The organism is uncultured Brachyspira sp. (assembly GCF_910578695.1).
In the GTDB taxonomy this organism is placed as follows: domain Bacteria; phylum Spirochaetota; class Brachyspiria; order Brachyspirales; family Brachyspiraceae; genus Brachyspira.
Map to the genome: position 1 here is coordinate 61,657 of NZ_CAJTQJ010000003.1, position 19,119 is coordinate 80,775.

Genomic DNA, 19,119 nt, shown 5'->3' on the forward strand with positions numbered 1-19,119 from the left:
TTGTATATACCAGCAGTATGTATATGAAATTTACTTGATTTTTTTATATAATTTCTTTATTAATCCTATTTTTCCAAAGCATATATAATAGAATAATGCCAATATTAATATTATAGGAATAGCAGCAGCTGTAAAGCCTATTAAAAAGAATATTATACCTGAGAAAAATTCTTTCAAAAATGAAATTAAATTTAAATATTTATTATATATATTTGTATTACTTTTTATTGCTTCAGTATTTGATATATTCAAAGTTACTTTTGAATAATCAACAGATGACAGCAGATTCTTTAAATTTCCTTTCATACTTTCTATTTCATAAGTTAAAGTATTGATTCTGTCTTCTACTTTTAGTATTTCATCTATATTTTTAGCTTCTCTTAAATAATTTCTCAATTTTTCTAAAAGCACTTCTCTATTTTTTATTCTGTTTTCTGTGTCATAATAAGTTTCTGTAACATCCTGAGTATTTATACTTTTATTTTCAACTTTTTCATTTTTCTCTATAAAGTCTATAAAATTGTAAAGATTTTCTTTAGGTATTCTTATAGTAAGATAATACCTATTTTTTGAAGACTCAACATTATCAAAATATCCATTATATTCTTTTAATTTTTCTTCTATTGATTTATAGCTTTTTTCTGCATCTTTTGAATTTACTCTTATATCAGCAGAAACTATTAATTTTCTTTCTATATTAGCATCATTATTAACAGCATTATATGCATCATTAACAATACTTTCTGCTTCTGCATAATCTGATGACATTCTAGTATTAGGTGCTGGAACTAATCCTATAGATGAAGCTCCTCCATTGCCGCATGATAATAATAATAAAAATATAATAATTATAGTTATAAATTTTTTCATAATAGTAAATCCAAAAAATAAGTAATATGATAACTATATTAATTATTTTTTTCAAGCTCTATACTATATAAAAAATTCATTTATCAATTGTTATTTGTATACTTTAAATTATTAAAAAATATTAAAAAAATTTGCACTTTATAATATTACTATTAATTATTTAACTAGTTTTTTATTTGCATAATTATTTTTTTGGTATATTTATTATATAAAAAACACAGTATAAATTTGTTATATTAAGTACTGTATAAATATATTTTTAATGATTATAAATTATTTTAAATAATTATAAAATAATGTTCTAAAAATATATGTTTATAGTTATTTATAATTTATAATAAAAACTTTAAAATAAAAATTAAAATATCATTTAAAAATAAATTAAGAAAAATGATACGCTTAGTTCTAATTAAAAAAATGGTATATTATATAAAAATTTTATTATATATGCCGAATTATAAAAATATAAAAAAATAAATAAAATCATAAATTTATGAAAATATTAAAAAAAATTGTAGTTTTTTTTAAAAAATAAAGTATATTATGAAAGTAGGTTGTTTTATAATAATTTAGGAGTATATTTTGTATGAGAAAGTTTCAAAGTTTAAGGTTAAAAATGCCGCTTATTATTGTATCTATGGTAGCCATATTTATAGTAATACTAATAGTAATAACGGAAATAATAGCATCTGACGGTATTAAAAATGCTACATATTCAGGATATAATAATACTGTATTAGGATATGCTTCGCTTATTGATACTTGGTTTGACGATCAATTAATCATTGCAAGTACATATTCTACTTCTTATAATATAATACAATATTTACAGTTAAGAAATGAAGAGCTTACAGCCTTAAATAGTCTTAAAGAATTGAAATTGCTGAATAAATATATAATTAATATAGGCTTATCAGATTTAGAAGGAAATATTTTAATAGATTCTGATAATATTAATTTAGTAGGACAAAATGTTTTTAATATACATCCTGATTTAAGGGAAAAAATAAACGGCAGTGCCAAAGGCGTATTTGGAGAAAATATTACGCATTCGCTTACAACAGGCGACTGGTCTTTGGTTTTACTTGAAAAAGTAATGAATAATAATAATCAGCTGATTGGATATATGTATATGATGCTTGATTGGACTACTTTAAATAAAGATCATATTGAGCCTCTTGTTATAGGAAAAACAGGAAATATGTATGCAGTTGATAAAAATAGAATAATAAAAATTCATAGCGAAATTGAAAATATAAATGAAACAGCACCGGAGCAATTTAAAGATGCTTTTAATTTAGGACAAGGCATATTAACTTATACATTCGGCGGCGAAAAAAGAGTATCATCTGTAATTACATTAAAATCTCAGCCTTGGGTGCTTGGAGTATCTGCTACAGAATCTGAAATATATGAAGCTAATAATAGAATGACTACTATGATGATAATTATATCTGTTATATCTATTATTTCATTATCAATATTTATATCAATATTTATTGTTTCTATAACAAAACCGCTTCATTTATTAGTAGGCGTTGCTAAGGAAATAGCTGACGGGGATTTAAGAACTACAAAACAGAAAATTAAAAGAAAAGATGAACTTGGAGAATTATCAGATGCTTTTGTTGCTATGAGAAAGAAATTAGTAAATACTATAAAAACTGTTGAAGAAACTGCTAATAATATTACAATGGCTGCAAAAGAGCTGTCAGAACAAAATAATGATTTGGCACATAGAACAGAAAGTCAGGCGGCAAGCATAGAACAAACATCAGCTTCTATGACAGAAATTTCATCTACAATAAGAGATTCTGCTGAACATTCTATAGACGGAAGCAGAATGATATTAGATTCAAAATCATCTGTGGAAAATGCAGGAAATATAATATCAGAAACTACTTTGAATATAGAAGAAGTGCATGATGCAAGCTCAAAAATTAAAGATATTACAAAAATAATTGAAGATATTGCATTTCAGACAAATATACTTGCTCTTAATGCTTCAGTAGAGGCGGCAAGAGCAGGCGAGCAGGGTAAAGGATTTGCTGTTGTTGCTGCTGAAGTTAGAAATCTGGCACAAACTACTCAGACTTCTGTAAAAAGTATTACTGATTTGATTGAAAATGTTTATGAAAAGATAGATAAAGCTACAGGTACAGCTAGAGAATCTCAGGAAATATTTATAGAAATACAGAATAAAATCGATGATGCTTCTAAAATTATGGAAGGAATAAGCAATAAGTCTATAGAGCAGCAAAACGGAATAGATCAGGTAAAAGTTGCAATTGCTGAAATGGATTCCACAACTCAGAAAAATGCGGCATTAGTAGAAGAGGCTACAGCTTCTGCTGAACTTCTGTTTGATCAGTCAAAAGAATTGATGAATGCTATACATTTATTCAAACTTCCAGATGGAAGCAGATGATTAAAAAAGCGTTAAACCCTATACAATAAAATAGTATAGGGTTTTTTAATATTTAATTTTATATATTATTCTTATTATAGTTATTATTTAAATAAACTGCATTATATTTAACTAATTCATATATAAAAAATCAAATATATTTAGATTATAATTGTTTTTATGATAATATAAGCAATATGAAAATACAATATTTTTTGCTTATAAAATTTGATATTTATCATTTTTCATATAAAATATTATAAAATATTTAAGTAAGGTATAATATGTCATTTACTTTTAATGTACTAAAAAACAGTACTCAGACTTCAGCAAGGCTTGGAAAAATAAATATTAATGGAATAGAAATAGATACCCCTGTTTTTATGCCTGTAGGTACAAAAGCAACCGTAAAGGCATTAACTCCTCTTATGATAGAAGAAACTGAAAGTAAAATAATACTAGCAAATACTTATCATTTAGTATTGAAGCCGGGACTTGAGGTATTAAAAAAATTCGGGGGCGTTAAAAAGTTTATGGGCTGGAAAGGTGCTATGCTTACGGATTCAGGAGGCTTTCAGGTATTTTCACTTGCAAAATTAAGAAAAATTAATAATGAGGGGGTAGAATTCAGTTCGCATATAGACGGTTCTAAATACTTTTTTACTCCTAAAAATGTAATGGAGGCTGAGCATATTATAGGGGCTGATTTTATAATGTGTCTTGATGAATGCTCCAAACATGATGCATCTTATGATTATGTTAAAGAGGCAATGTTTAGAACTCATAAATGGGCTGAAGAATGTAAAAAATATCATGACAGTACTCAAAACAGAGAATATCAATATCTCGGAGGCATTATACAAGGCGGAATGTTTGATGATTTGAGAAAAGAAAGTGCTGAAACTTTAGTAAATATGGATTTTCCTTTTTATTCTATAGGGGGACTTTCTGTAGGGGAGACTCCTGAGAAGATGCATGAAGTACTTTTTAAAGTAATGCCTTATACTAATAAGCAAAAGCCAAGATATTTAATGGGAGTAAGCGAGCCTCGTGATATACTTAATGCTGTTATGGAGGGCATAGATATGTTTGACTGTGTTATGCCTACTAGAAATGCCAGAAACGGAGAGGCTTTTACTATGAACGGAGTTGTGAGAATAAGAAACTCTAAATATAGAATGGACGATACTGTGCTTGAAGATGTATGCGATTGTTATACCTGCAGGAATTTCTCTAAAGCATATTTAAATCATTTGGATAAGACGCATGAGATACTATTTTCTACTCTTATGACTATACATAATGTAAGATTTATGCAGAGATTTATGAAAGAATTGAGAAATTCTATTGAAAATGATATATTTTCCGATTATAGAAAAGATATGATGTTAAAATTTTATTAATGATTATTTATTCTTTATATTTTTATTAAGAATTATAATACATAAAAAATAATTAAGTGAGTTTATTTATGGCTGGTAAATATGATAAGCAATTGGCTAAATATAATTCTATTCTGTCTAAAAATCCGCAAGACCCGAATACTTTATCAATTTTAGCTAGAATAGCTCTTAAAGAAGGCAGAATTGATGATGCTGAGCATTATTATAATGTTATTCTATCAAATAATCCTGATTATCCTGAAGCGTTGTATATGATAGGATTTCTTTATATGAAAAAAAATAAATATAATGATGCTTTACCATATTTTACAAAACTATTAAATAACGGCAAAGAAAATGCTTTTATATATGAATATTTATCTGTAATGGACAAAGAGAATAGAAGAAAGTATTTAGAAAAGGCATTAGAAATTTCAAGAAATATAAAAATAATACCTAAAGATTATAAAAGATGTGCTTATATTGCTTTTCAGTCTTATGCTTGGAAGGAATATGATATATCTTTGGAATATGCTAATTTTGCTTATGATGCTAAACCTACCAATGATATAATAAATTTATTAGGATGTCTTTATCATAATAATGCAGATTATGATAAGGCTCTTTCTCTTTTTCACGAGGCTAATGCCAATTATGAAGGGAAAAACTCATATATTTTATGCAATATATCTTCTTGTTATAGAAATAAAAACAGTAATAAAATGGCTATAAGATATTTAGAAAAAGCATTGGAAGTTAATAGTAATGATAAATTAATATACTATAATATGGGTTCTATATATGCTTCAATTGGAAATAGAAAATTAGCTATAGAAAACTTTGAACAGGCTTTAAAAATAGATAATAATTATGAAGAAGCTAAAAAAGCATTGGAATCTATTAAAGACTGATATTTTATTATAAAAAAATGAATAAAAAACTTTCAATATTAATTAATTTAGTATATTATATATTAAACAATATTTATAAAATAGATATAGGATTGCAACGGTGAATTTTTTTGATTATATAAAATACAATTTGTTTAATATAAGAACTCCTGAACTAGTAGAAAAGATGCGTATGGAAGAATATTCTGACAGAATATCTAAGCATAAATATAATTTTGTAGATTTGAAAACTAAAGCTATAACAACTACTTGTGCTAAATTTATATTTGAAATGTATAAAGTTATAGGTCCTTTACTTGGTCCGTTAAAAGAAGAGTTTATAGTAAAAGACGGAAAGCAATTTTCATATTATTTAATAGAAGTTTCTTTTAGCGATGAAATAAAAGAATTATATTCTACTTTAAATAGAGATTATATGTTATCTCAAATACAGGAGGGTAAGAATCCTAATAATGTATTTAATGAGATAAAAAATAATTTTGTAAAGTTTAAAAAATTCATAAGCGGAGAAAGCGGAAAAGAAATAAATTTAACTTTTAATCTCCTTAAAGATTTTGCTCAGCTATCTAATTTTGATTTTTTTCTTTTTTTAAGGGCATTTTGTCCTTCATTTGTAGACGGAGCATATAGCTCTAATCCTCAGTTTAAGCCTAGTTCTAATATGCAGATAGTTGATGATTTAGTAAAGCTGGATTATGCTGTCAGTTCTATTGTTATAAGAAAAGAATTATTATCTGCTTTAAATATTTTTCAGCAGTATTTAGGAATGCCTGCTATACCTGAAAAGAATATTAAATCATTTTTAGCTAGGGTAAAATATCTGCAGTCTCCTAGTATGATGCATGATATTATAGTTTATCTGCTTAAAGACTTTACTTATAAATGTACTATCAGTCCTTCTAATGTTAATATATTTGTAAATTATATAACAGACTTTACAAATAATCTTAAAAAAGATATGGATAGTATAGTTTCTGATATAAAAAGCAGTAAAATTGCAGGTATGAGAAATAAAATGTTTAACGGCATAGAAATTATAAAAATGCAGAATGTAAATGAAGAAAAAAATGAACAGCTGGAAAAATTTGACTGTCCTTTATTTACATGCGTAGAACCTCTTCAGTATATAAAAACATTTATTATAGAAATTTTTGATGTAAATTATAAAGATGCTCTTAATGATATGTTTTTAGGGGCTGAATTCATAGATAAAAATAGAAATTCTCAAGGATTAGATGCTTTTTATATTTTAAATGATACAAGAGAAGCTATACAAAAATTTGATGCTACTTTAAGTCCTGAATCTGAAAATTTTAAGCGTCTGAAAACTTGGATTATATCTAAAAATAAAGCAAATGCAAATAAAGACTTGATAGAAACTATGGTTAGTAAAATTGATTCTGAGGGAAGCAAAATTATTCTGAATGTATATAATTCTGTTATAGATTTAACTACTATAGTAAAAAATATTATTGAAGACTGCAAAAATAATACTAAATTAGAAATCAGCAATTCAAATAAAGTTCAATATCTGCAGAAATTTAATCTTGATATAGCAAATAATATGCTTGATGATTTTGATAACTTTATTGCCCTTATGAAAAATTTTGTAAGATAGAAAACATTTTTTAATTAGGAAAATTATTAATGAATAAAAATTATAAAACTATCATACAAATAGTATTAGGCATAGCCGTAAGCATAATTTGTTTATATTTTGCTTTCAGAGGAATTAATATAAAAGAATCTATTGAGATAGTAAAAAATATCCATATTCCATATTTCATAATTTCTTTAATATTAAGCGTATTAATAATAGCATTGAGGGGATTAAGATGGGAATGTTTTATTCCTTTAGAAAAGAATATTAAAAAAAGAACTATAGTTATGGCTGCTTATATAGGATATATGGGAAATAATATACTTCCTGCTAAACTTGGAGAGGTGGCAAGGGCTTATATATTAGGTGTTAAAGAAAATGTAAGTAAGTCTGCATTGATAGCTTCTGTTGTTACTGAAAGACTTTTCGATGTCATAACAGGAGGAATTATATTAACAGTATCTGTAATATTTATACCTAATTTACCTAAAACAGTTACTTATGCTGCTATTGCTTTATTTATTTTATCTATAATTGGTTTTTTAGTATTGATTTTTTTAGTATGGCAGAGAGAATTTGCTCATAAGGTTTTTCATAAAGTTTTTTCAATACTGCCTAAAAATATTGGAAGCAAATTAATAGAGTTTTCATGCAATTTTATAGACGGAATAGGATTTAAAAATGATTCTAAACATATATTTCTAATATTTTTCTATACAGCTTTATATCTTATAGGGCAGATATTAACAATAGGATTTTTATTAACTGCTTTTAATATAAAAGCTGACCCAATAACAGCATTATTTATTTTTGCTATAGGCGGATTTGGTTTTGCAGTGCCTTCTGCACCTTCTGGAATAGGACCTTTTGAATGGGCTATAATTTTCGGACTTTCGCTTATAGGTGTAGATAAAACTATAGCTGCTCCTTATGCTCTTGTATATCATATTATGGGTATTGTTCCTATAGTAATAATAGGATTTATATTTTTATTTATGCTCGGCATAGACTTAAAATCTGCTGCATCTGCAAATGCACAAACACAAACAAAAATAAAAGAAGAAAATCCTATAAATTAGATATTATAACTATATGCCTTTCTTTATCTTCTATCTGTAATTTTTTTATTTCTATATTATATTTACTTTTTTGAATATTTGCATTTTTAAGTTCTTCTTCTATTTTTTTTATTTTTCCTTTATAGGCTATTAATTTAGAGTCTTTATTTTTAATCTTATTAAATATTTTTAAAAGCGATGATATATCAGAAAATGCCCTTGATGTGATAGTGTCATATTTTTCTTTTATCTCATAAGCATTAATGCATTTTATTTCTATATTATTTAATTGAAGTTTATCTTTTGCCAATCTTAAAAATTCTGCCTTTTTATTTTTGGATTCGCATAAAGTAAATTTCTTATCATTAAATACAATAGCAAGAGGTATTGAAGGAAGCCCTGCACCTGAGCCTATATCTATTATATTATCATAAGATGAAAATATTTCCAAAGCAAGAAGACAGTCTATTATATGAAAATAAAAAAAATCTTCAGTATTTTTAGCCCCTGTAATATTAATATTTTTATTATACTCAATTACAAGAGATGAATATTCAATTAATTTTTCTTTTTTATTATCATCGATATTTATATGAGAAAAATTGCTGATATTTTCTAATTCTGAATAATAATTCATAAAATTACCAGCCTAATTTTTTAGCATCCTGCTTAGCCTTATCTCCTGCAGATACATTTGTAATATTATAACGAAGTTCTCTTTTATCTGTTTTGCTTTTTATTATAAACTCTTTAGGGTATGGTATATTATTAACAGTAGTATAAGAGCCCAATTCTATATCAACGACATTATCCAAAAAAGCAGATGAGAAATTTCTTACTCTATATGTAGATGCCGAGAAAATTATAGTATCTACTCTGTCATTATATCCTATTTTTAATGTATGCCAATTCTTTCCTAAAGTGATATTGCTGCTAATTATTTTTTTAGATAAGTCTATAAATTTATAATCTAATATATCTGCATAAACTTTAGGAAAACGCATAATAGGAGCCTCTAATGCAAATTCATTGAAATTTCTTTTTAAAGGTGCTTCAAGTTCAGGCAAATCTAATGTAAGATTATTATTATTAACATTAGCATACATTATCATACTTCCTAAAAGTCCATCAACAACATTTATATATTTATTATTGCTGTTTTTATAATAGTTAACAAGCATAGGAAGCTGGTCTAAATCATCGCCGCTGTAAAAAGCTCCGCCTGATGAATATACAGAAGTAAACGGAGATTTTGAAAATCTGCTGAAAGCCTCCTCTATTATTTCTTTTTCATTTTGAGCAAATGCAAAATTATAAATTATTAAAAATATTATAATAAATATATTCTTTTTTATCATTATTAATTAGCCTCTTAAAATAAGTCAAGTATAGAATATAAAACCTATTTATTGTTTATCTGTTAAACTTTCTATTTTATCTTTTATTCTATTTTCATCATAATCAAATTCTTTTTTATATGAAGATATTGATTTTCTATAATATTTAAGAGCATTTTTATAATCATTTTTAGCATAATATGCATCTGCAATATGGCTGTATATTTCAGCTTTAGAATTTTCATCTATATATAAAACAGCTTTTAATAATGTTTTCAAAGCATTATCATAATCGCCTTTCTTATAATAGGCAAAACCTAAAGTATCTATATAATGCGGAGAATTAGGCTCTAATTTAACTGCATATTTAGAAAGTTCTATAGCCTTATCCAAGTCTTCTCCTAATGACACTAATGCCCAAGATAAACTATTTATATTTTCGGCTGAGTTTGTATTTTGAGAATATTTATAATTGGCATATAATAAAGCTGAATTTGTATTATTTAATGATAATGCTGTCATATAAGGTATATTTATTCTATAATCATTAGTATTCGATTTATTATTGCTGAAATATTCATAATCTTCATTTAGATATTTATAAGCATTTTCATTATCATTATTAAGTAATGATGAATATGCTTTCAAATAGCTGTAAGAATATTTTTCTTTTTCATATTTTTCAATTGCCTTTATGGCTAAATAGCTTTCTCCTATATCTGCTGCAGTTAATACTAATGATACCAATTCATTTTCTTTTATATTTTTATTATCTAAAGCTAAATATTTATTAAGCATTTCTTTTGATGACTGAAAATTATTTTGATTTTTAAACTCTAAAGCAGCCTGCAGATATAAATTATTAAATTTTCCGCTTTTATCATAGCTAATCAAATTATCAATATGTTTAGGAAGAGCATCTATATTATTAATCATAAAGTAAAATGATACTATATCCATTTCTGAATTTATTTTATTTTCATTATTTCCTATTTTGGATACCATTTTATAATATGCTTGTATAATATCTAAATCTATTTCTTTTCTTTCCAAATCAGTTTCTATCATATTAAGAGCATTGCTGTATCCTGAAGTTTTAGCCTCTGTAATTATAGATAATATTTTAGGGGTATTAGGATCTGAAGGATCAATCATATCAAATAATCTTTCATCATTTTTATCTGACATAAAACTTAAATATGCACTTAAAAATAAAGCATCATTTATAAGTATGCTGTTTGAATAAGCTTCATTATATTTCTCTAAAGCCTGATAGCTTTTTACCATTCCATAAGCTGCACTGTATCTGTCGGCAGGTGATAATTCAACATCTTTAAGTTTATTTAATCTGTTAATAGCATTAGAAAATCTGCTTAAATAAAATTCACTCATACCATAATAAAAATTATAATAACTAAGATAATTATTATTATTCGCTTTTTTACTTTCATCTGCTTTAGAAAAATAATATACAGCCCTTTCAAGCTCTCTTTTATCATAGAATGTAAAGCCTAATAATATTAAAACATCATTATTGGAGCTGTCTATTTCATAAGCAGATTCTAAATAATATCTTGCCTTATCTATATTATTAAGAATAAATATATTTCTTTCAGCAGCTTTTAATAGTATATCAATATCTTCATTATTATCAATAACTAATTTATCATAAATCTTTGAGCTTTCATAATATTCTCCCAAAGCTTCATAGGTTTCGGATAATGTTATATATATATCCTTATTTTGAATATATTTTAAAACTTCCTGAAGCAGTATTTTAGCACTTTCTAAATCTTTTATATTTTGTTCATTGTAAACTTTATTAGCTAATGCTCTTTCTTTATAAAATAAAGCTAAACTATAAGCAGCTTTCGCCTCTTCTTCATTTTTTATATATTTTGAATCTTTATATATATCTTCTTCATTTTTATTGGTTTGAGAAAATACATTAGATATACTAATAATAAAAACTATCAATATGACAGCATACTTTCTAATTAACATATTTATTATAACTCCGTAATTTAAAGTTTACATAATTTTAATATATGTTCGTATTTATATCAATAAAAAAATAATGCTTTATGAAAGAATTGATATATATTAATTAATAGGAATTTCAGATTCTTTATCAAATGCTTTTTCAAGCAAATCTTCTAATTTTTTATTGGTATAAAAATCTGCTTTAACTTTTGTAACTATTTCCAATGTGTTTTTTCTAGGTATTTTTACAGTTTCGCCCATAAATATATTATAATTACTTTTCATAAGTTTTATTGTTTCATATCCCATAAGCACTGCCACCAAACAAAAATGTCTGTATCCTAAAGCTTTTTTATCTATAGACATAATATATTCTACAGAGTATTTAAATTCATTCATAGCAGATTCTATCATTTTTACTAAAATTTCCATAGATTTATCCATATAAGCACCATCTTCAAAATAAGGTGCAGGATTTTCATTGTCAAATAAACTTAGGGGCCAGAATACTCTTTTTTCTTTATAATCCAGTTTGGCATCTTTTATAATATTAACTTTCTGTAAAAATCTTCCTAAATTTTTAGCTTTTTCTTTATCTAACTCTAAATTATCCAGTATTTTTACAAGTTCTGTAAGATAAAGTCCCACAGTACCTGCAACATAATAGCAATAATCATCTAAATCTTCAAATGTTGATATAGTATGATCCTGATAATAAATCATACCATAACCCATTTCCCTTAAATATGAAATAGATATATTTTTTATGTCTTGTCTGAAAGTGAAAAATGGTTTAAGAACTGTATCTGCATTTTCTATTAAAACTTTATCATTTTCATTTATGCTGTTTTCTATAAGCACCTTCTTGAAATTTTCAAGATTATCAATATTTTCTGTTTTTAATATATTAATGAAGCCTGTTATTAATGTTTCTTTATCTTGATGACTATGCATAGAATCTTCAATAGTATCTATTATTCTTGCAAGTAAATACTGCACTTCTACTTTATTTTTTTTATTTTTATCCAGTAATGGTATAGTTAAAGCAAAGCTTCTTGAAACTAAATCAAGTAAATATTTCGTATTAATTTTAGATGCCATATATTTTTTCCTAAATTTTTATTTTTTTAATAATGATGCACAATGAACTGCAATGCCTTCTCCTCTGCCTATAGAATCCATTTTTTCATTAGTTTTAGCTTTTATTGAAATATTTTCTATATCAGTTTTCAAAACTTTGGATAGATTTTCTCTCATAGTATCTATATGATTTCTCAATTTTGGCTTTTCTAATATAATTGTTATATCAGTATTAGATATAGAATATTTTTTTTCTTCCATTATGCATACTGCTTCTTTTAAAAGCTCCATAGAAGAGATATTTTTATACCGCTCATCATTATCAGGAAAATGGCTTCCTATATCCCCAAGTGCTAATGCACCCAATATAGAATCTATAAGGGCATGAATAACTGCATCAGCATCAGAATGTCCTTTTAATCCTAATTCATAAGGAATTTCTATGCCTGCCAATATTAGTTTGCGGTTTTCTGCAAATATATGCGAATCATATCCGTATCCTATTCTCATTTACTGATATCCTTAATTGTATGTTTAAATTATACTAAAATAAACTATTTTGTCAAATACATTGCATAGATGTTTAATTAATTAAATCATAACAATATGGAATTAAAAAATAAGTATTATTTGTATTATAAAAAATTATAATATATTATTATTAATAGTAAAAAAATCTAAAATTCATATATGTTAGTTGAATGCTTGAAAAAAATATACAATACTAGTAGAAAATATAAAATAAAAAAACGGAGAAAATAAATGAACAAAATAGGTCTTTTACCAAGAATTATTATAGGTATAATTCTTGGTATATTAGCAGGTATATTTCTTCCTGCACCTGTGGTTAGAATTTTTGTAACTATAAGCAGTATATTCAGTTTATTCTTGAATTTCATTATACCGCTTATGATAGTGGCTTTTATAGGATATGGTATTGCAAACCTTACAGAAGGGGCTAGTAAATTAATAGGAATTACAGTTGTTATATCTTATAGCTCCACATTACTAGCAGGAAGCATAGCATTTTTAGTAGCTTCAAGTCTTTTTCCTTCTCTTTTAGGTGCTTCAGCTTTAAGCAGTGTGAAAATTGAATCTGGATTAAGCAGTTATTTTACTATACCTCTTAAGCCTTTATTTGATGTTACATCTGCTGTAGTATTTGCATTTATTTTGGGTATTGGGATAACAATGCTGAGACCTAAAAAACAAGGAGAGGAATTATTTTCTATAGTAAGAGATTCAGAAGAAGTTATACAGGCAATTTTAAAAAATATAATAATACCTATACTTCCTTTGCATATTTTAGGAACTTTTGCTAATTTAGCTTATGCAGGAAGCATACAGCATATACTTGTGATATTCGGTAAAGTATTTGCTGTTGTTATTACTATTCATATACTTTATATTACAGCTTTATTTATAATAGCTGGTATTATAGGAAAAAAATCACCTATAATGCTTATTAAAAATCAGATTCCTCCATACTTTACCGCTGTAGGTACTCAAAGCAGTGCAGCAACTATACCTGTAAGTTTAATAGCAGCAGAAAAAAACGGAGTATCAGAACAGATTAGAAAATTTGTTATACCTCTTTGTGCTACTATACATTTGGCAGGCTCTATGATAACATTAACTTGCTGTTCTACTGCTGTTATATTAATTTTAGGACAAACTCCTACTTACAGTTCAATACTTCCTTTCATACTTATGTTAGGCATAGCTATGGTTGCAGCTCCCGGTGCTCCCGGAGGTGCTGTTATGAGTGCTTTGCCTTTTCTTTATATGATTGGAATAACAGGAGAAGAATTACAAGGCTTGATGATAGCATTATATTTAACTCAGGACTCATTCGGTACTGCTGCTAATGTATCAGGAGATAATGCTATAGCTGTATTTGTTGATTGGTTCTATCAAACTAAGATTAAAAAAGAAGCTGCATAAATTATTTAATTAAATAAAAATAATTATAAAAGGATAGTTCTCACTATAAGGCTATCCTTTTATTTTATATATATTATATTTTTTAATCCCGTAATTTATAATTAAAAATATAGTTTTATAATAAATGCTTTATTTAATATGATACTCAAACATAAAAAGCATATACGCACAAATTTTTATTAATTTTTTTAATTTATTGAATGCACGCTTAATCTATTATTAATTAAAAAGTTTCGTTCTGGATGCGGTTATGTGATTATAAAGTTTAATAAAATCTATAATTACAGAAAATATTATAAAAAATATAATGATTATCAATTCTGAAATAAGCAGTAAATATATAGGGCAGTATTGCAAATATTGTAAAAAATAAATTTTATAATTACTTTTTTTAATTTATTATTTCATCAATTTATTTTAATTAATAAATATTGATTTCTAATTTATATTATGATATTATTATTTAAAAGTTTATATATTAAAATAATCAAATAATAAATATAGTAAGAAATATGAAAACATTAATAAATATATTAGCAGTTATTTTAATACCGATTTCTATTATATCTATTTTTATTTCTGTTATAATAGCTATGATTTTTAGACAAAATACGGCTTTTATTATAATTACAGTTTCTTTAGTTTTTATAATAAATTCTATAATATTATTTGTAAAAAAGAACTATAAACTATTTATCATAATATTTTCATCTGCAGCAATATTATTACTTATAAGTATATTTTCTATTGTTCTTTATAATAATTATGAAAAAAATTTAAAAAGAGTTGATAATTATATCAGACTTGATTTATACTATCCTTTTGACTATATTAGAAGTGATGCCAATTCAAAAATAGCAAAACTTACAAATGAGTCAGATTTAATAATAACAAATAATTTTCCAAGACTTGACGGAGCTACAGCATTATTTCCGCTTTATTCATCATTTGCAAATGCTGTTTATAAAATCACAGATACAAATAATATGTTTTTGGAGTGGATACCATATAAAAATTATATAGTAACTAATGATGACGGAAAAATAGAAACTGTTTATGATGTAGCATCAGACAGCAGTTATGATACAGTTTATGTATTATGCTCAAAAACTCATAATGCTTATATTAATCTTATTTATGATAAAGCTGATTTAATATTTTGTGCTGCACCTTCAGAAGATGAAATTGAAGAGGCTGAGGATAATAACAGAGAATTAATATTAACTCCTATAGGAAAAGAGGCATTTATATTTTTTGTAAACTCTGAAAATAAAATAGATAATCTTTCAAAAGAGAATCTAAAAAATATATACACAGGAAAAATAAATAATTGGAAAGAAGTAGGCGGATATAATATGAAAATAAAAGCCTATCAAAGGAATGCAAACAGCGGAAGTCAGACTGCTTTTATAAATTTTATGTCTTCAATGAATGCAGAAAATGATATAATGAATCCTGATACATCAGTAGCAGTCGGCGGAATGCTTGATATAATAAATAAAGTAAGCGAATACAGAAATAGAAAAAATGCTTTGGGATATTCATTTTTATTTTTTGCATCCGATATGGTAAAAAACAATGAGATAAAAATTCTATCTATTGATAATATTAAGCCTAGCAGAGAAAATATACAAAACTCCTCTTATCCTTTAGCCAATGATTTTTATGCTGTAACAACCAAAGAGGCTTTAAATAAAAATCACAATATTAAAAAATTAATAGACTTTATACTTTCAGAACAAGGGCAGTATTTAGTTGAAGAAACAGGATATACTCCTATTAAATAAAGTTTTATGATTGTTTTATTAACTAGATTATAACTGATATTATAAAAAATTATCAGATATATATACCCAATTTTTATTAGTAATTATAAACTGATTGTTAATAAAATAAGCCCTATTATTTTTGCAAATCTCTAATATCAGCAATTTTTATAATATTAATTGTTAGATATTATCAAGCGAGTTTATTTTTATTATTACTAATAAAAATTGTTCGCTACTCTGCGTGCTTTCAGCAAAAAGCTTTATCCGTCTTCGGCGAACTTTCCAGACGCTTATAATTTTTATTAGCAGTAATAAAAAAGTTTATCGATAACAATAAAATAAAAAACTTGTGCGTACCTGACATTCATAGAATGTCAGGGAATAATTAACGAACAAGTTTTTTTATTAGTAAATAAAGAGATAAACGAGCAGCTTATAACTGACGAAGGAAGTTATAAGCTAATTTAAAGCGAGTTTATCGATAACAATAAAATAAAAAACTTGTGAGTGCCTGACATTCATAGAATGTCAGGGAATAATTAACGAACAAGTTTTTTATTAGTAAATAAAGAGATAAACGAGCAGCTAATAACCGACAATAAGAAGGTTATTAGCTATTTTAAAGCGAGTTTATCGATAACAATAATAAAAAATTATTATTTTAACGAATTTCAAAAGAATATGGAAAGCGGTACGAGTTTCAAAATTTCCACTAACCGACATAATAAAAAATCTAGTATGCGTAAAAAACATACTAGATTTAAAACAAAATCAATTTTTAAAAATATCGAAAATAAAAGCAAATAAAAAGTTTTTTTACAACTTTTTTAATATAAATCTGAGCATATCTTTTAACTATCCATCAGTTAAAAAAATAACAAATCAATACCGAAGGTACGCCTTTGGCGGCATCAGAAATTTATTTAAATCATTTGAAAACAAATCAAAAAAATATTTATGCGGAGCAGTATGATGACAGAAACACCAGAAGTAAAAAGCGAATACTTAATAGCAACGTATGGCGATGCTATGCTTGATAGAGGTTTTACCTCTATACCGAATACATTAATTTATTACAGAAAAAGATTAGGACTTACTGCAAGCGAGTTTGAGTTTATAATCGCTGTAATGAGTTTGAGCTGGAAAAGAGATAAAGAAATCAGAGATAAAGAAATCAACCCTGCATCTACCATTTATACAAGACAACGACAAAGTCTGTTTTCAAAAGGCTATTTAACTTTCTCAAGCAGGAATGTTTACATAGGTGATAGATTTGCAGGAACAGGAACGGTATATAATTTCGCAGGATTAAAAAAAGCTATAGAGATGCTTGTTGAAGAAGACAGAGCAATACGAAATATGGATGCACCTGTAGACCAGAAATATGATGAGCCTAGCTTGTTTAATGAAGACATAAACACAGAACCTTTACAGCCTCCGAAATTAATCAAAGAGGAAAAAGAAAAAAGCGAAGAAGAAAAAACTCCAGAAGAAAAAGAAGAGGATAAAAAGAGAGAAGAGTTTTTAGAAAAATATAATGAGCTTCATAAAGAATTAATAGGCGTTAAAATAAATCATAAATACCATAAAATATACACTAGCTTTTTAATTGATATATTCAATAAACGTGTGCATGACAATTTTGACGAAGCTTTGTCTATAGTAAAGTTTAATTTCTTAAAATTATCACTGAATAAAAGATACTCTCTAAAACTTCAAGACTTATTAAGAATGGCTTTATGTCAAAAAAATGAAAATCAAAAAAATAATACATACAAAGAAAATAAAACACAAGAAGAAAATAAAAAATATTCAATACCTCGAGGACTTGATAAATTAAATGCTTTATTAAATGAATTAGAAAAAGGAGGAAATATTCATGAAGCGTATGCTAAAATTGCAAATTGCGGATAGCGGCTATTGCCTGCTAAGTTATAAAAAGCATTTGCAGAAATTATATGAAACAGCAAGAGACGGCAAAGATCCTCTCTGCACAAGATGTGATGAGTTTGGATTTGTTATAGGTACTGATTCTAAAACATCTTCTAAAGAAAATCTAATTCCTATTATGTGTCATTGTGTGAGTGATGAAAAAAGCAGGATAAAAGGAAAACTAGAAGACTTAGAAAAAATAATAAAAAAGTATAAGATGATATTTGATACTTTAGATAGTGATATGACATTAGATATTTTTTCAGACAGATTTAATAATCAAAAGTTGGTAAGCAGTATAAAAAAATATTTAGCATTAGGAAGTATGAACTCGCTGTATCTGGAAGGAGAAAGCGGAACAGGTAAAACCACAATGCTTAAAATGTTATGGCAGATATATGCTATTAATGATATCAAGGCATTGTATATGAGAGCATCTAGTTTTGAAGATATGCATAAAAACTTATTCAATAAAAATGCTCAGGACAGAGACTTGAAATTAAGTATAAATAATAAAATAGATAATGTTAAATATGCGGATATTATAATGATTGATGATATTGACAGCGTGGGGTTTCATTATGCTGCAGAAGGATATTATAACTTATTTGATAAAATAAGATCATTAGAAAAAACTGCTATCCTTACATCAAATAAAAATTATAGCAGTTTAATGAACAGCTTAAATATAAAAACAAGGAAAGATAATATTGAAGAAATTAAAGGCAGACTTACAAGCAGATTAAAGAACTTGAATATTATAGAACTTGAAATGCAAAAGTCTAAAGAATTGATAACAGTTTAAATATTCAAAATATTATTTTGATTATTAAAAATATAGGAGAA

General features: G+C 25.8%; 15 protein-coding genes. 9 read left to right on the top strand and 6 right to left on the bottom strand.

The window, feature by feature from the left end; all coding sequences use genetic code 11:
- Positions 1-30 precede the first annotated feature (30 nt).
- Positions 31-870, bottom strand: coding sequence for a DUF4349 domain-containing protein (locus tag QZ288_RS01575; RefSeq protein ID WP_295154246.1), 840 nt, complete (start codon positions 868-870; stop codon positions 31-33).
- A 586-nt stretch (positions 871-1,456) separates the two neighbouring features.
- Between QZ288_RS01575 and QZ288_RS01580 the strand changes: the two genes are divergently transcribed.
- From QZ288_RS01580 to QZ288_RS01600, 5 genes are all read left to right on the top strand, one after another.
- Positions 1,457-3,298 (top strand): methyl-accepting chemotaxis protein, encoded by a 1,842-nt coding sequence (locus QZ288_RS01580; RefSeq protein WP_295154248.1) that lies wholly within the window; start codon positions 1,457-1,459, stop codon positions 3,296-3,298.
- A 263-nt stretch (positions 3,299-3,561) separates the two neighbouring features.
- A complete protein-coding gene (tgt, locus tag QZ288_RS01585) occupies positions 3,562-4,680 on the top strand; it encodes a tRNA guanosine(34) transglycosylase Tgt (RefSeq protein WP_295154250.1) in 1,119 nt (372 codons plus the stop codon).
- 68 nt (positions 4,681-4,748) lie between these two features.
- Positions 4,749-5,570, top strand: a complete 822-nt coding sequence (locus QZ288_RS01590; RefSeq protein ID WP_295154252.1) for a tetratricopeptide repeat protein — start codon at positions 4,749-4,751, stop codon at positions 5,568-5,570.
- 100 nt (positions 5,571-5,670) lie between these two features.
- Positions 5,671-7,188: a DUF5312 family protein gene (locus QZ288_RS01595; protein WP_295154254.1), complete on the top strand. Its 1,518-nt coding sequence runs from the start codon at positions 5,671-5,673 to the stop codon at positions 7,186-7,188.
- 29 nt (positions 7,189-7,217) lie between these two features.
- On the top strand, positions 7,218-8,249 hold the full coding sequence (locus QZ288_RS01600) for a lysylphosphatidylglycerol synthase transmembrane domain-containing protein (protein WP_295154256.1): 1,032 nt from the start codon (positions 7,218-7,220) through the stop codon (positions 8,247-8,249).
- On the opposite strand, the gene rsmG is transcribed toward QZ288_RS01600, so the two are convergent.
- The 5 genes from rsmG to ispF all read right to left on the bottom strand — a co-directional run bounded on the left by rsmG (position 8,239) and on the right by ispF (position 13,138).
- Positions 8,239-8,865: a 16S rRNA (guanine(527)-N(7))-methyltransferase RsmG gene (gene rsmG / locus QZ288_RS01605; protein ID WP_295154258.1), complete on the bottom strand. Its 627-nt coding sequence runs from the start codon at positions 8,863-8,865 to the stop codon at positions 8,239-8,241. The two genes, QZ288_RS01600 and rsmG, sit on opposite strands and share 11 nt — an antisense overlap.
- A 4-nt stretch (positions 8,866-8,869) precedes the next feature.
- Positions 8,870-9,586: a hypothetical protein gene (locus QZ288_RS01610; RefSeq protein ID WP_295154260.1), complete on the bottom strand. Its 717-nt coding sequence runs from the start codon at positions 9,584-9,586 to the stop codon at positions 8,870-8,872.
- A 48-nt stretch (positions 9,587-9,634) separates the two neighbouring features.
- Entirely contained in the window at positions 9,635-11,569 is a 1,935-nt protein-coding gene (locus QZ288_RS01615) for a tetratricopeptide repeat protein (RefSeq protein WP_295154262.1), read from the bottom strand.
- 99 nt (positions 11,570-11,668) lie between these two features.
- Positions 11,669-12,649, bottom strand: coding sequence for a squalene/phytoene synthase family protein (locus QZ288_RS01620; RefSeq protein WP_295154264.1), 981 nt, complete (start codon positions 12,647-12,649; stop codon positions 11,669-11,671).
- Positions 12,650-12,667: 18 nt separating this feature from the next.
- Positions 12,668-13,138, bottom strand: a complete 471-nt coding sequence (gene ispF, locus QZ288_RS01625) for a 2-C-methyl-D-erythritol 2,4-cyclodiphosphate synthase (RefSeq protein ID WP_295154266.1) — start codon at positions 13,136-13,138, stop codon at positions 12,668-12,670.
- Positions 13,139-13,390: 252 nt separating this feature from the next.
- On the opposite strand from ispF, the gene QZ288_RS01630 reads away from it, so the two are divergent.
- The 4 genes from QZ288_RS01630 (at position 13,391) to QZ288_RS01645 (ending at position 19,078) form a co-directional block, all read left to right on the top strand.
- Positions 13,391-14,572: a cation:dicarboxylase symporter family transporter gene (locus tag QZ288_RS01630; RefSeq protein ID WP_295154268.1), complete on the top strand. Its 1,182-nt coding sequence runs from the start codon at positions 13,391-13,393 to the stop codon at positions 14,570-14,572.
- Between the two features lie 512 nt (positions 14,573-15,084).
- Entirely contained in the window at positions 15,085-16,359 is a 1,275-nt protein-coding gene (locus QZ288_RS01635; RefSeq protein ID WP_295154270.1) for a substrate-binding domain-containing protein, read from the top strand.
- 951 nt (positions 16,360-17,310) lie between these two features.
- Entirely contained in the window at positions 17,311-18,255 is a 945-nt protein-coding gene (locus QZ288_RS01640; protein ID WP_299245660.1) for a hypothetical protein, read from the top strand.
- On the top strand, positions 18,221-19,078 hold the full coding sequence (locus QZ288_RS01645) for a DnaA/Hda family protein (RefSeq protein ID WP_295154274.1): 858 nt from the start codon (positions 18,221-18,223) through the stop codon (positions 19,076-19,078). Before QZ288_RS01640 ends, QZ288_RS01645 begins: the two co-directional genes overlap by 35 nt.
- Positions 19,079-19,119: the final 41 nt, after the last annotated feature.